The organism is Arthrobacter alkaliphilus (assembly GCF_021483235.1).
In the GTDB taxonomy this organism is placed as follows: Bacteria; Actinomycetota; Actinomycetes; order Actinomycetales; family Micrococcaceae; genus Arthrobacter; species Arthrobacter alkaliphilus.
Map to the genome: position 1 here is coordinate 30,009 of NZ_JAKEEC010000024.1, position 13,393 is coordinate 43,401.

At 64.5% G+C, this 13,393-nt stretch carries 12 protein-coding genes; 7 read left to right on the plus strand and 5 right to left on the minus strand.

The features are described from left to right. The first annotated feature begins 26 nt into the window (after nucleotides 1–26). A complete protein-coding gene (gene dcd, locus L0B83_RS15345) occupies nucleotides 27–602 on the plus strand; it encodes a dCTP deaminase (RefSeq protein WP_234759450.1) in 576 nt (191 codons plus the stop codon). A gap of 294 nt (nucleotides 603–896) precedes the next feature. On the opposite strand, the gene L0B83_RS15350 is transcribed toward dcd, so the two are convergent. The 5 genes from L0B83_RS15350 to L0B83_RS15370 all read right to left on the minus strand — a co-directional run bounded on the left by L0B83_RS15350 (nucleotide 897) and on the right by L0B83_RS15370 (nucleotide 6,950). Continuing rightward, nucleotides 897–2,102: a cation:proton antiporter gene (locus L0B83_RS15350; protein WP_234759386.1), complete on the minus strand. Its 1,206-nt coding sequence runs from the start codon at nucleotides 2,100–2,102 to the stop codon at nucleotides 897–899. 5 nt (nucleotides 2,103–2,107) lie between these two features. Continuing rightward, nucleotides 2,108–2,590, minus strand: a complete 483-nt coding sequence (locus tag L0B83_RS15355) for a cation:proton antiporter regulatory subunit (RefSeq protein WP_234759388.1) — start codon at nucleotides 2,588–2,590, stop codon at nucleotides 2,108–2,110. Nucleotides 2,591–2,625: 35 nt separating this feature from the next. Further along, nucleotides 2,626–4,134, minus strand: a complete 1,509-nt coding sequence (locus L0B83_RS15360; protein WP_234759390.1) for a glycoside hydrolase family 3 protein — start codon at nucleotides 4,132–4,134, stop codon at nucleotides 2,626–2,628. Between the two features lie 64 nt (nucleotides 4,135–4,198). Further along, on the minus strand, nucleotides 4,199–5,350 hold the full coding sequence (locus tag L0B83_RS15365) for an ROK family transcriptional regulator (RefSeq protein WP_234759392.1): 1,152 nt from the start codon (nucleotides 5,348–5,350) through the stop codon (nucleotides 4,199–4,201). A 196-nt stretch (nucleotides 5,351–5,546) separates the two neighbouring features. Next, entirely contained in the window at nucleotides 5,547–6,950 is a 1,404-nt protein-coding gene (locus L0B83_RS15370) for an MFS transporter (RefSeq protein ID WP_234759394.1), read from the minus strand. A gap of 86 nt (nucleotides 6,951–7,036) precedes the next feature. Between L0B83_RS15370 and L0B83_RS15375 the strand changes: the two genes are divergently transcribed. From L0B83_RS15375 to mnhG, 6 genes are read left to right on the plus strand one after another with little or no spacing between them, the layout of a single operon-like run. Then, nucleotides 7,037–10,099 carry a Na+/H+ antiporter subunit A gene (locus L0B83_RS15375; protein WP_234759405.1) on the plus strand — a complete coding sequence of 1,021 codons (3,063 nt, stop codon included), beginning with the start codon at nucleotides 7,037–7,039 and terminating at the stop codon, nucleotides 10,097–10,099. Further along, a complete protein-coding gene (locus L0B83_RS15380; RefSeq protein ID WP_234759407.1) occupies nucleotides 10,096–10,551 on the plus strand; it encodes a Na(+)/H(+) antiporter subunit C in 456 nt (151 codons plus the stop codon). Before L0B83_RS15375 ends, L0B83_RS15380 begins: the two co-directional genes overlap by 4 nt. Continuing rightward, complete coding sequence (locus L0B83_RS15385) at nucleotides 10,548–12,119, plus strand: Na+/H+ antiporter subunit D (RefSeq protein ID WP_234759416.1); 1,572 nt, start codon at nucleotides 10,548–10,550, stop codon at nucleotides 12,117–12,119. Before L0B83_RS15380 ends, L0B83_RS15385 begins: the two co-directional genes overlap by 4 nt. Next, nucleotides 12,116–12,682: a Na+/H+ antiporter subunit E gene (locus L0B83_RS15390; protein WP_234759418.1), complete on the plus strand. Its 567-nt coding sequence runs from the start codon at nucleotides 12,116–12,118 to the stop codon at nucleotides 12,680–12,682. The genes L0B83_RS15385 and L0B83_RS15390 overlap by 4 nt, the downstream gene beginning before the upstream one ends. Further along, on the plus strand, nucleotides 12,679–12,957 hold the full coding sequence (locus tag L0B83_RS15395) for an MrpF/PhaF family protein (RefSeq protein ID WP_234759419.1): 279 nt from the start codon (nucleotides 12,679–12,681) through the stop codon (nucleotides 12,955–12,957). Before L0B83_RS15390 ends, L0B83_RS15395 begins: the two co-directional genes overlap by 4 nt. Further along, entirely contained in the window at nucleotides 12,947–13,390 is a 444-nt protein-coding gene (gene mnhG / locus L0B83_RS15400; protein ID WP_234759421.1) for a monovalent cation/H(+) antiporter subunit G, read from the plus strand. The genes L0B83_RS15395 and mnhG overlap by 11 nt, the downstream gene beginning before the upstream one ends. Nucleotides 13,391–13,393: the final 3 nt, after the last annotated feature.

Here is a 13,393-nt window from a genome sequence, read left to right on the forward strand (position 1 = left end):
GGGATGCATACGGTATTTTTGATCCTGTGCTGATCTCTGACCGCGACATACGTGCCGAAATCGACTCCCGACGTATTGTCCTGGAGCCCTACGACCCCGCCATGGTTCAGCCGTCTTCAGTGGACGTGAGGATCGACCGTTTCTTCCGCCTGTTCGACAACCACAAATACGCGCACATCGACCCCTCCGAGGAGCAGCCTGAGCTGACCCGCCTGGTTGAGGTCGAGGGCGACGAGCCGTTCATTCTGCACCCGGGCGAGTTCGTGCTCGGTTCAACGTTCGAGACCGTGAGCCTGCCGGACGACGTCGCCGCACGCCTTGAAGGAAAGTCCTCGCTGGGGCGCCTCGGCCTGCTGACGCATTCCACGGCCGGCTTCATCGACCCAGGATTCTCGGGCCATGTGACCTTGGAGCTGTCCAATGTGGCCACGTTGCCCATCAAGTTGTGGCCTGGCATGAAGATCGGCCAGTTGTGCTTCTTCCGGCTCTCCTCGGCGGCCGAGTACCCCTATGGCTCCGGCGGATACGGCAACCGTTACCAAGGCCAGCGCGGCCCCACCGCGAGCCGCAGCCACTTGAATTTCCACCGGACGTCCGTTTAGCCCGTTGACGGTGGGGTGGCCCACGATGCCCGGTCAGATCCGGGGGTAATTGTGATGACGCCCGGTCAGATCCGGGGGTAATTGTGATGACGCCCGTTCAGATCCCGGGTTAGCAGTGATGACGCCCGGTCAGATGATCTGACCGAGCGTCCGAGGGAGAGTCCCCAAAGGTGACCGGGCGTCGGGGGGAGAGCCGCGAAAGGTGACCGGGGGTCGGGGGGAGAGTCCCCAAAGGTGACCGGGCGTCCGAGAGAGAGCCCCCAAAGGTGACCGGGCGTCGGAGGAGGCCCATGCTTAGGCTTCAAGGGACGAAATAGGCTCGGATGCCTTCGGTTTGCGCGGGGACTTGCGGAAGGCTTTGACCACCGGCTCCACGAAGCGCGCTGCGAGCGGTCCAAGGATGGCCATGAGCAGCACGTACGCGGTAGCGAGGGCGGCGATTTCCCGCGGAACGGTTCCGGAGGTGACCGCCAGCCCGGCAATGACAATGGAGAACTCGCCGCGGGCAATCAACTCAGCCCCCGCGCGGAAACGGCCGGGTACTGCGATGCCTCCCCGTTTCGCCGCCCAGAAACCGGTCAAGATCTTTGTGAGTGCCGTCAAGAGGGCCAGGAGGATCGCCCAGCCCAGGACCGGCGGAATGTTGGACGGATCGGTATTGAGGCCGAACGCCACGAAGAAGATCGCCGCAAAGAGATCCCGTAGCGGTTCGAGTATCCGCGTCGCGCTGTGGGCCGTTGCCCCCGAAATGGCAATGCCCAGCATGAACGCCCCCACGGCCGCGGAGACCTGGAGGGCCGACGCTACCCCGGCCACGAGAAGGGCGGCCCCGAGGAGATTGAGCAGGAAGACTTCGGAGTTTTCGCTGTGCACCGCCTGGGATACCCGATGGCCGTGTTTGAGGGCCACCATCAGCACGAAGGTGACCACGGCCAATGCGATACCCACTGTCTGTAGCCCGCCGAGGAAGCCCACGCCTGCGAGGATCGCCGTCAGTATCGGAAGGTAGATGGCCATGGTGAGGTCTTCGAAAACCAAAATGGCCAGCACGACTGGCGTTTCCCGGTTACCGATCCGGCCGAGGTCCGTAATCACTTTCGCGGCGATGCCCGAGGAAGAAATATAGGTGACACCGCCCATGACGATCGCCCCCACGAGTCCCCAGCCGAGCCACACGGCCAGGCCCGCACCCGGGAGGAAGTTCAACACCAGGTCCAGGACACCTGCTTGCCACGAGCGCCTCAGCCCGGTGACGAGTTCCGCGGCCGTATATTCCAACCCGAGCATCAACAGGAGCAGGATGACGCCGATTTCCCCGGAAAGATGGGCGAACTCGTGCATGCCGTCGAGCTTGATCAAACCACCGGCCCCGAATGCCAGTCCCCCCACCAGATAGAGCGGGATGGGGGACATTCCGATCCTGCCTGCCAAGCGCGCCAAGAGGCCCAGGCAGAAGACGACTGCGCCTAGCTCGATGAGGGTCAGGGCCAGGGGGTCCATGAACGTCAGCCGTTGCGCAGAATGGCAGCCGCAGAGTCAAGACCTTCCTGCGTACCGACAGCCACCAGCAAATCACCTGTGTGAAGGACGACGTCGGGAGCCGGCGAGGGAACCACTTCGCCTTCGCGCATGATCGCCACGATCGAGACGCCGCTGCGGGTGCGGATCTGGGCTTTGCCCATGGGCTGGTTGTTGAAAGGGGAGTCAGCGGTGATGGAAAACTGCCGCGTGGCAATGCCGGGGATTTCCTTGTGGGCTTCGGCCAGCCGCATGGCGATGTGCTGCCCGCCAAGGAGGTTGCCAAGGGCGGCGGCTTCGTCCGCGGTCAGGGGGATGGACGCTTGGCAGGTGTCGGGATCGTCCCACGTGGAGACGAAGAGCTCGGTCTCACCCTCCCGCATCTCGACAACACCGATCCTGCGTCCCGAGGCCGTGATGAAATCCTTGCGGACCCCGAGGCCTGGGAGTTCTGTCTCGTCCACGTTCATGACTACACCCTAGCCCTCTTGGAGGAGCGGCGGAATCAGGCTTTGACAGTGCCGTTCAGCAACGCCACCAGGGCCTCGGAGACGGTCAGCGATGCGCCAAAGGTCACGATGTCAGCCCCGCCACGCGGCCACCCGCACTCGACGGCGATCACTGCGTGCCCTTCCGCCCTCAAGCGGGCGAACACGGTCCACAGCGGGTGCTCCGCGTCCAGGCCGCGCCCGACGACGGCGACCCGGGCGCCGTCGGGCACCTCGCCTTCGCCGACCAGTGCCGACCTTGTCGCGGCCGGGCCCCAGGGCACGCGGCCGACGGCGAAGTTGGTCCCGGTCTCCACCTGCACGATGGCCACCGGTTCCTCCCGGGCGAGCCATCTTTCCGCAGCTTCGGATACCTCGAAGGCTTCGGCGATCCGTTCGCCGTCCAGCGACTTCGGCTCGCTAGGCTCACGTTGCTGCCGGCCCTGCGAGCCGAGTTGTCCCCTCATGGCGGCCTCCTGGATCTCCGCGGCGCCCGCGGCGGGGAAACGGGAGGACAGTGCGGCCGTGCGCGCAGCAGCGTCCGCGATGCGTTCCACGGGCAAGCGTCCCTCGTCCACGGCGTCCACAATTGCGGTGAGCGTTTGCTCGAAGAGGGCCGGGCTCGTTTCTGAACCGAGGCACAGCAGGTCCGCGCCGGCCATGAGCGCGCGGACGGCCGCTTCCGGAACGCCGGTCTGCGCGGATGCGCCAGCCATGTCCAAGGCATCCGTGATGATGACTCCGTTGAATCCCATGTCGCGGCGCAGCAGGTCCTGCAGGATGTGCGAGGAGAAGGTGGCGGGGTGGTGCGGGTCCAGGGCCTCGACCAGGATGTGGCTGGTCATGACGGTGGCACCGCCGGCCGCGACGAGTGCGCGGAACGGGACCAGCTCGCGGGCGTCCAGGGTGGCGGTGCCGGCCGTAACCCGGGGGAGCGCCAAGTGGGAGTCGACGGTGGTGTCGCCGTGGCCCGGGAAGTGCTTGGCACAGGATGCCACCCCGGCGTCTTCGAGCCCACGGATCCAGGCGGCGGTATGCCGGGCCACCAAATCCGGTTCGGCGCCGAAGCTGCGCACACCGATGACCGGATTGTCCGGAGCGGAATTGACGTCGGCATCGGGGGCAAGGTTGAGGTTGATGCCCAGGCCCGCGAGTTCGTTGCCGATGGCGCTGGCGCTCGCCGCGGTCAGCTCGATGTCGTCCAAGCGCCCCAGCACCGCGTTCCCGGGCTGCGGTGATCCCGTGAGGTAGTGCAGCCTCGTGACGTCGCCGCCCTCCTCGTCGACGGCGATGAGCGTGTTCGGCGAATGCGCGCGGAGCCCGGCGCAGAGTTCGCGCAATTGGACGGGGGACGCCACGTTGGTGCCGTAAAGGCACACGGCCGCCAACCCGGCGTCGTACGCTTCCAAGATCCAGACGGGGACTGCGATGCCGGTAAATCCGGGCATGAGGGTGTCTGCCGCGAGACGGCGGAGATGGGTCCCGGTGGCGAGAGCTTGGGTGGCGGAGGACTGAATCGTGTCCATGTCCGGCTCCTTCAAAGGGTGCTTGGCTGTTTGGTCAGGGCTGGAATCGGCGGGGGTGAGGCATTCAGGCCACCCCAAGCTGGTTCCACAGGACCATCACGGCGGCTCCGCGCAGCACAATGTCCTGTGCGTCGGCCGCTAGACGGACGGACACCGGTGACGGGTCCTGGCGCAAGAGCCGCTCAAGCAGTGTCTGCTGAACGGCGTTGAGAAGGGGGCCTTCCAAAAGCTCCCGGGGTCCGCTGAGGACCACTTCGCCCAGATCGAGGGCGCCCACAACCGGAGCGAGGGCGATGGCGAGCCGCTCGCCTGCTTCCCGGAGCACGACGTCGGCTGCGGCCTGGGGTTCGGAGGTCGCCGCCGCTTCGGCCAGGGACCGTTCGAGGCTGGGAACGGACATCCATGTTTCGAGGCAGCCTGCCTTGCCGCACTTGCAGAGGGTTCCGCCGTCGGTGCCGACCGTGACGTGGCCGATTTCGCCAGCCGCCGAGTGGGCGCCGCGGGCACGCCGGCCGCCCACGATGAGACCCGAACCGACACCGCGGCCAATTTTCACGAGGACCATGTCGTCACTGCCGGCGCCGAAGGTGTGTTCCGCGTGGACGGCGGCGTCGGCGTCGTTCGAGACGAGGGTCGGCAAGCCGGTGCGCTCCTGGAGAAGATCGCGCAGTGCGACGTCCTTCCAGTCGAAGTTGGGGGCGGTGGTGACCACGCCGCGCGCATTCACGATGCCGGGGGTCCCGACGCCGATCCCGAGCAGTGGGGCAGTGGCCCGCGCTGTTGCCTCGGACGCAAGTGCGAGGACCTGGTTGACCACGTGTTCCCCGGTTCCTTCAGTGAGGGTTTGTTCCACACGCTCAAGGATGTTGCCGTCAAGGTCGAGGACGGCCGCCCGCAGTACGGAATTTTCCGCCAAATCCATGCCGATCACTTGGAGGCCCCGGCGGTTGATGTCGACGAGGATGGCCGGCTTGCCGGGGCGGACTTCGTCGGACTGTCCCAATTCCACGACGTGGCCGCGATCGAGGAGGTCCGAGACGAGGTCGGACACCGTGACACGGGTCAGGCCCAGTGTCCGGGAAAGTTCCGCCCGGCTCATCGCCCCTGCGGAGTGGAGGGTTTGGCGCACCAAGGAGAGGTTGTGGGCGCGGCCGTCGGACGGCAGGGTTGCCGCGCCGGTTCGATCAGTGCGCCGGAGGTCACGAAGGGCTTCCATGTGAGTTAGTAAACTCTACTAACAATTAAAGATCAAGGGTTTTTCGCGGATTGTTGGGTAGGAACGCACCCGCTGATGACGCATGCACCCGCTTAGGACACAGGCACCCGATAGACCGGGTGCGCCCGTCCTTTTCGGGTGCGAAACGGGATCTGCGGCGCGGATGGAGAGGTGCGCACCAGGCCTGCATACGGGCTCAGCTCAGCGGAACGGTGGCGATTTCCGTCTTATTGGGCGACTTGACGGGCAGGATCACCAGCAAACCGGCCAGGAGCACCACCATGATGCCCAGGATTCCCCAGCGTTGGGCCGCGCCCGGGGCCACCAAGGGGGTAGCCAAAGTGATGCAGAGGGTGAAAAGTGCCGGCGCCAGGAAGCTCACGGCCCGCCCGGTGGTGGCATAGAGACCGAACAGTTCGCCGGATTCGCCGTCCGGGGCCAGCCTTGCAAGGTATGCGCGGGAGGAAGCTTGCGCCGGTCCCACGAAGAGGCAAAGGAACAGCCCGAACACCCAGAACGTGGTGCTCCCTGCCCAATGGGTCCCGAAGAACATGTAGTCGCCGTTGCCAAGCACCAGGATCACGGTGCCGGCGAGCAGGAGTCCCGTAAGGGAAATGACGATGACGGACTTGGGGCCGATCCTGTCGTCCAGGAATCCGCCGATCATGGCTCCAACGGCTGCCACCACGTTGCCGAAAATCGCAAAGAAGATGACTTGCTTGAGCTCGAATCCAAAGGTCCCGGCGGCGATGACCCCGCCGAAGGTGAAGACGGCCGCCAAGCCGTCGCGGAAGATGGCGCTCGCGAGCAGGAAGTAGATGGTGTGCGGGCTGGTTCGATAGATGGCCTTGATCCGGCGGATCAGCAAACCATAGGAAGCCAGGAACCCGGGCCGGGACTCTGCCCTTTTCACGGAAACCTCCGGCACTGCGAAGAGGACCGGTAGCGCGAAGACGAAGAACCAGAGCGCGGAGTAGACAGCCACGAGCCTGATATTCAGGCTGTCCTGGGTGGAGGCCCCGAACCACTCAAAAGACGGCTGGACGAAAAGCTGCAGCACCGTAAGGAGCGCGATAATCCCGCCCAGATACCCCATTCCCCAGCCGAAGCCGCTCACTTTGCCGATATTGGCCGGGGTGGAGATCTGGGCCAGCATGGCGTTGTAATTGACGCCGGCGAACTCGAAAAACACATTGCCGAGCGCAACCAAGGTGACGCCCAGAAGCAGGAACTCGGGCTTGGGGAACACGAAGAAGCACGAGCCCGTGAGCACAGCCACGACGGCCGAGTTGACTCCCAGCCACAGTTTCCTGCGGCCACCGGCGTCCGAGCGTTGACCGGTGACCGGTGCCAGGAGCGCAATTGCGACGCCGGCAATCGCCAGCGCGGCGCCCAACGTCGCCGACGTCGAGTCTTCTCCGCCGAACGCCTTGGACGTCAGATAGACGGTAAAAACAAAAGTGGTCATGACGGCGTTGAAGGCCGCGGAACCCCAGTCCCAGGACGCCCACGCAAGGATCTGGCCCTTGTTCGACAGGGCAGGCCCTGAAGCAAGTTCGGATGCCGGATGCGGGGCCTCGGGCGCGGTTGCCATGTTCATGGTTGATAAACTACCTGCACCGAACCCAACGTTTGACCGCCTGCTCCAACTTTTGACAATTCATCCCTGACTTTGCGGAGATTCCAGTGATCACAGTTCTGGCCGTGACCTTTGCAGCGGCAACTGTGGCGCCCTGGATCTTCCGGAAACTTCAGCGGAATGCCTTTTATGTCCTCGCAGCGGTTCCTTCCGCCGCCTTTGTTTGGTTGCTCCTGCAGTACGGCCGGATCTATCCCGGAAAAGGCGGAAACCCCACGGGCGGCTTCATCGAAGAAACGCTCCCGTGGATCCCGAACCTCAAGATTGAATTCGCCTTCCGCATGGACGTTCTGGCGTGGGTGATGTCCTTGCTGGTCCTGGGGATCGGCGCGTTGGTCCTGGTCTATTGCGCACGGTACTTCAAGAACAAGGATGCCGACCTCGGCGGATTCGGGGCCCAGCTGCTTGCCTTCGCCGGCGCGATGTTCGGCCTGGTGACCGCGGACGACCTCCTGATGATGTTCATCTTCTGGGAACTCACCACTGTCCTGTCCTATCTGCTGATTGGCTACGCGCGCACGCGCCTCTCAGCGCGCCGCTCGGCTTTGCAGGCGCTCATGGTGACCACCGCCGGTGGCCTGGCCATGCTCGTCGGCCTCATCATTCTGGGCCACGCCGCCGGAACGTACCGGATTTCAGCGATCATGACCCAAGCGGCCACCCTCGTCGGGGGACCCGCGCAAGATGCGGTTGCGGCCGCCGTCGTACTCATCCTGGTGGGTGCGATCACCAAATCGGCGCTGGTCCCGTTCCACTTCTGGCTCCCCGGCGCGATGGCCGCACCCACCCCGGTGAGCGCCTACCTGCATGCAGCGGCCATGGTGAAGGCCGGCATCTACATCGTGGCCCGCATGGCGCCGGGGTTCAGCGAGACCCCCTACTGGTTGCCGCTCGTGCTCGGGCTCGGCCTCGCAACCATGCTGGTGGGCGGGTACCGGGCACTCCGGCAGAACGACATCAAGCTCGTCCTCGCCTATGGAACCGTCAGCCAGCTCGGCTTCCTGACCATGGTGGTGGGTCTCGGACGGCCCGACGCCGCACTGGCCGGACTCGCGCTCCTGCTGGCGCACGGACTCTTCAAAGCGTCCTTGTTCCTGGTGGTGGGCATCATTGACCACCAATCCGGAACGCGCGACATCCGCAAACTCTCGGGACTGTACAAGTCCTCAAGGGCGCTCGCCATTGTGGCGGGCGTGGCCGCGGCATCCATGGCTGGAATACCTCCGCTGGCCGGATTCGTCGCCAAGGAATCGGTGTTCGAAGCGTTCGTCCACTACGTACCGGCTTCCCAACCGTGGGGGCTGGTCCTGCTGGTCGGCTTGGTGCTGGGTTCCATCCTCACCTTCGCGTACAGCGCGCGCTTCATGTGGGGCGCGTTCGCCACCAAGCCGGGAGTGGAACGGACTCCGTTCAAAGCCATCAAGCCCTCGTTCCTTGCGGCGCCTGCCATCTTGAGCTTCCTCAGCATCGTGTACGGTCTGTGGCCGGATCCCGTTGACGGGTGGATCCAGCCATATGCCGCACTCTTTGTGGCGCCCGACGCCGGAACGAACCCAGCGAGCGCCAGCCACCTCGCGCTGTGGCACGGGCTGACACCCGCCTTGGGACTGACCGCCGTGACGGTGGCGGCCGGCGTCGTGATGTTCTATGCCCGCAACCTCGTGTCCCGGGCGCAAAGCCGGGTACCCGACTGGGTGGACGGGGATCGCGCCTACCAACGCACCATCGGGGTCCTGGACGATGTGGCGGTGTGGGTCACCGGGCGCACCCAGCGCGGCTCCCTCTATTTCTACCTGACGGTCATTCTCACGGTTGCTTTCGCTGTCCCGCTGACGGCACTCATCGTGGCCAACAAGCCGCTCCCGGGCGCCCTCTATTTGATCGATCCGGGCTCTCCCCTCCAGCTGATCGCCGGGGCAGGAATTATTGTTGGCGCGTTCGCGGCTGTTCGTGCCAACAAGCGCTTCCTCGCTGTTCTGATGGTGTCGGTCACAGGTTATGGAATCGCGCTGATCTTCGCGCTGCAAGGGGCCCCGGACCTCGCGTTGACGCAAATGCTGGTTGAGACCATCATCCTTGTGGCCTTCGTGCTGGCGATGCGCAGCCTGCCTCCGGAGCTCCGGGACCGTACCGGCGGAAAATACCGGGTGGTTCGCGTCATTATTGGTGTGGCTTTCGCGGTCACCATGATCTTCGTGGCGATCTACGCGATGGGCGCCCGCATCGCCGAGCCCGTGTCGCTCTCTTTCCCCCGGCTGGCCTACGAGGGCGGTGGCGGACTCAACGTGGTCAACGTGACGCTGGTGGACATCCGGGTGTGGGACACCTTCGGTGAGATCTCGGTGCTGGCCGTCGCCGCTACCGGTGTCGCGAGCCTGATCTTCGTCCGCAGCCGGGGTGAGCGCCTCAACAAAGCAGCCACAGTTCCCGAGGGCACTGTGGGTAGGCACGCCGGCGGGAGCAGCCCGCGCGAGGACGCCTCGCTGGAACTCGTCCGCAAGTTCGCCGGCTCTCCCACGGACCCCTGGTTGGTGGCCGGCCGAACCCTTGCACCCGAACGGCGTTCCATCATTTTCGAAGTGGTCACCAGGCTGATTTTCCACTCGATGATCGTCTTCTCCGTGTACCTGCTCCTGGCGGGACACAATCTTCCGGGAGGCGGCTTCTCCGGCGGACTCACAGCCGGGCTTGCGCTGACCATCCGTTACTTGGCCGGCGGGCGGTTCGAGTTGCGTGAAGCCGCGCCGATCAGCGCCGGTATGCTGCTCGGAGCCGGTCTTGCCACGGCAGCCGCGGCGGGATTCGTGCCGTTGCTCCTGGGCGGCCAAGTCTTCCAAAGTGCCATCATCCCGTTCTGGCTGCCGCTGTTCGGTGACATCAAGTTCGTGACCTCCACGTTCTTCGATATCGGCGTGTACCTCGTGGTGGTCGGGCTGGCCCTGGACGTGCTGCGCAGTCTGGGAGCCGAGATCGACGAACATTTCGAAGAAGGGACCGCCAGGCGAGGCGCCCGGGACTCAAGGGACGCCCGGCCGGACGTCTCTACCGCCAAGCCAACGGGCGTAACCGCGGCGCCATCGCCAAGCGCACCCGGGGAGGGGACCCCATGAGTGTCAATTTGACCTTGTTGATCGTCATGGGAGTGCTCTATGCCTGTGGGATCTATTTGATCCTTGAGCGCAGCCTGACCCGTGTTCTCCTCGGACTCATGCTCCTGGCCAACGCCACCAACCTGCTGATCCTCGCGACGGGCGGCTATGCCGGACTTGCCCCGCTGTTCACCAAATCGACAGATCCGCGCGACTTCAACGATCCTTTGCCGCAGGCCTTGATCCTGACGTCGATCGTGATTTCCTTCGCGGTGACGGCATTCATGCTCGGCATCATCTACCGGACCTGGGCATTGGCACGGCAGGACGACATCCAGGACGACGTCGAAGACCGCCGCGTCGCGAAGACACCCAGCTTTGACGCCGAAGACGACTCGGTGGTTCCCGAAGAAACATCGGAATTCCCGGTCACTGCACTCACCGAAGCAGCCAAGGAAGGAGGCCCCTTGTGAACATCGCCAGCCTGGCGCCGCTCGCCGTCGTCCTTCCTATCCTCGGTGCCGCACTGACATTCGCCCTGAACAGGAACCCGCTGGCCCAGCGCGCGGTCAGCATCGCTTTGTTGTCCCTCACGTTGCTCCTGGAATGCTGGCTCCTGGCTTCGGTTTGGACCACAGGAACAGCTTCCGTCACGTTGGGTGGCTGGCAGCCGCCGTTCGGCGTTGTGATGGTGGTAGACCAGTTCTCCTCGCTCATGCTGGTGGTCTCCTCCGTCATCAGCCTCGCGGTGCTGATCTACGCCACCGGCCAGGGCATGGCCGACGGCGACCGCGAGGCCCCGGTGTCGATCTTCCACCCGACGTACCTGATCCTGGTGGCCGGCGTCTCGAACGCCTTCCTCACGGGTGATCTATTCAACCTGTATGTCGGCTTCGAAATCCTGCTGACGGCGAGCTACGTGCTCATGACCCTGGGCGGCACTGGTCCGCGAATCCGCGCCGGGGTCACCTACGTGGTGGTTTCGGTCGTGTCCTCGGTGTTGTTCCTCATAGCAATCGCGATGATCTATGGCGCCACCGGAACCATCTCGATGGCCGATCTCGCCATGAAGCTGGCCGAAGTGGATCCGGGCACCGCGAACCTGCTGCACGCCATGCTGCTCGTAGCTTTCGGCATCAAAGCTGCAGTGTTTCCGTTGTCCTTTTGGCTGCCCGACTCGTACCCGACGGCACCGGCACCAGTCACTGCAGTGTTCGCCGGTTTGCTTACCAAGGTGGGCGTCTACGCCATGGTCCGGACGGAGACCCTGCTCTTCCCGGGCGATAGCTTGAACACCCCGTTGATGGTGGTTGCGCTCCTCACCATGCTGGTAGGCATACTCGGCGCCATTGCCCAGAGCGACATCAAGCGACTGCTCTCCTTCACCCTGGTCAGCCACATCGGCTATATGGTGTTCGGGCTCGCCATGTCTTCCGTTGCCGGGCTTGCTGCCGCCGTCTTCTATGTGGCCCACCACATCACGGTCCAAACGAGCCTGTTCCTGGTGACTGGCTTGATTGAGCGCCGTGGCGGCAGTTCGTCCATGGACAGGCTCGGTGGGCTTGCCAAGCTGTCCCCGTTCCTCGCGCTCTTGTTCTTCATTCCAGCGATGAACCTCGCCGGAATCCCGCCCTTCTCCGGGTTCCTCGGGAAGCTCGGACTCCTGCAGGCAGGCATCGCCCTCGGGACGCCACTGGCCATCACCTTGGTGGTGGGCGGAGTGGTCACGAGCCTGTTGACCTTGCTCGCTATTGCCAGGGTCTGGAACCGCGCATTCTGGCGGAAACCCGAGGACGCTGACTACCCGGCCGCCGCCCTCAAGGACACGGCCGCCGTCGGCCTGCTTCCGCGGACCATGGTGGGGCCGACAGCAGCGCTGGTGGTCTTTGGCGTCGCACTGACGGTCTTCGCCGGTCCGCTGTTCCAATTGGCCGGCAACTCCGCGGAACAGATGCTGGACCGTGCGGCCTACATCCATTCGGTGCTCGGCGGCAACGCCAAAGTTCCGGGAGTCGCCGCACCGCAGGGAGGTGGAAAGTGAGCCGCAAGCGGACTTCGTTCCGTACCGAGTTGCCCCTGTTGGTCTGGCTGGTGGTTGTCTGGGGTGCGCTTTGGAGGGACTTCAGCCCGGGCAACCTTGTGTTCGGTGCGCTGATCGCCTTGGTGGTCGCCAGGGTTTTCTACTTGCCTCCGGTAGAGCTCAGCGGACGATTCAACGTGCTGCGGGCCATTCCGTTCGTCGTGGTGTTCCTCGGCAAAGTGGTGGCCGCGAGCTTCCAGGTCCTGTACCTGGCGGTCTTCCGGGGTCCTTCGGTCACGAACGCCGTCGTCGCTGTTCCCTTGCGTAGCCGTTCCGACCTCATGGTGACCGCAACCGGGCACGTGATTTCGCTGATTCCAGGTTCCTTGGTGGTGGAGGTCGATCGCTCGACGTCCACGCTCTATATCCACGGGATCAACGTCCGCAGCGATGCGGACATCGCCAAACTGCGCAAGGAGGTCCAGGACACCGAGGCCTCGCTGATCCGGATCATGGGTACCAGGGCGGAAATGGACGCAATCCAGGCCGAAGGCTGGCCTGCAACGAGGGGAGCACGCGCATGAAAGACATCGTGCTGATCGTCACTGCGGTGGTTCTTAGCCTCGCAGCCGCCGGCGCGATCTACAGGATCGCCGTCGGGCCGTCACTGCTGGACCGCGTCCTCGCCGCCGACGTCCTACTCGCCATACTGGGTGCCGCGCTGGCCATCGACATGGCTGTGAACAGGCACCTCAACAACCTCGTGCTGCTCGTCGCCCTGTCGCTGATCGGGTTCATCGGATCGGTGACGGTGGCGCGCTTCGTGGCTGACCGGAGAGGACAGGTCAATGACTCCTAACGCCACTGGAGTCGACGCTGCCATCGATGCCGTCACCGCGGTATTGCTCATTGTCGGTGCAATCATGTCATTGGGCGCGGCGATCGGCTTGTTGCGGTTTCCGGACCTGATGAGCCGCATGCACGCGGCTACCAAGCCGCAAGTGCTCGGACTGTTCCTCGTCTTGGCGGCCATCGGGCTGCAGATGCGCGAATGGTGGGTTTGGCCGGTCCTGGCCGTCGCTTGGATCTTCCAGTTGCTGACGGTGCCGGTTTCCGCACACATGGTGGGCCGTGCAGGCTACCGGACCAGGCACCTCCACCCCGAGTTGCTGAGCGTGGACGAACTCGAGGCCGTGGTGCTGCGTGCCGCCGGTCAGCGGGCAGAGGAGAAAGCCGAAGGCGAACCGGGAATGCCCCGCATGCGGGACGGTGCGACCCCAGGTCCTGACTGAGCG

Bases quoted from the DNA above. Each gene is read 5' to 3' on its own strand.
- mnhG (WP_234759421.1), top strand. From the start codon at position 12,947: ATGACTCCTAACGCCACTGGAGTCGACGCTGCCATCGATGCCGTCACC.
- L0B83_RS15365 (WP_234759392.1), bottom strand. From the start codon at position 5,350: ATGGAAGCCCTTCGTGACCTCCGGCGCACTGATCGAACCGGCGCGGCA.
- L0B83_RS15355 (WP_234759388.1), bottom strand. From the start codon at position 2,590: ATGAACGTGGACGAGACAGAACTCCCAGGCCTCGGGGTCCGCAAGGAT.
- L0B83_RS15350 (WP_234759386.1), bottom strand. From the start codon at position 2,102: ATGGACCCCCTGGCCCTGACCCTCATCGAGCTAGGCGCAGTCGTCTTC.
- L0B83_RS15395 (WP_234759419.1), top strand. From the start codon at position 12,679: ATGAAAGACATCGTGCTGATCGTCACTGCGGTGGTTCTTAGCCTCGCA.
- L0B83_RS15370 (WP_234759394.1), bottom strand. From the start codon at position 6,950: ATGAACATGGCAACCGCGCCCGAGGCCCCGCATCCGGCATCCGAACTT.
- L0B83_RS15380 (WP_234759407.1), top strand. From the start codon at position 10,096: ATGAGTGTCAATTTGACCTTGTTGATCGTCATGGGAGTGCTCTATGCC.
- L0B83_RS15360 (WP_234759390.1), bottom strand. From the start codon at position 4,134: ATGGACACGATTCAGTCCTCCGCCACCCAAGCTCTCGCCACCGGGACC.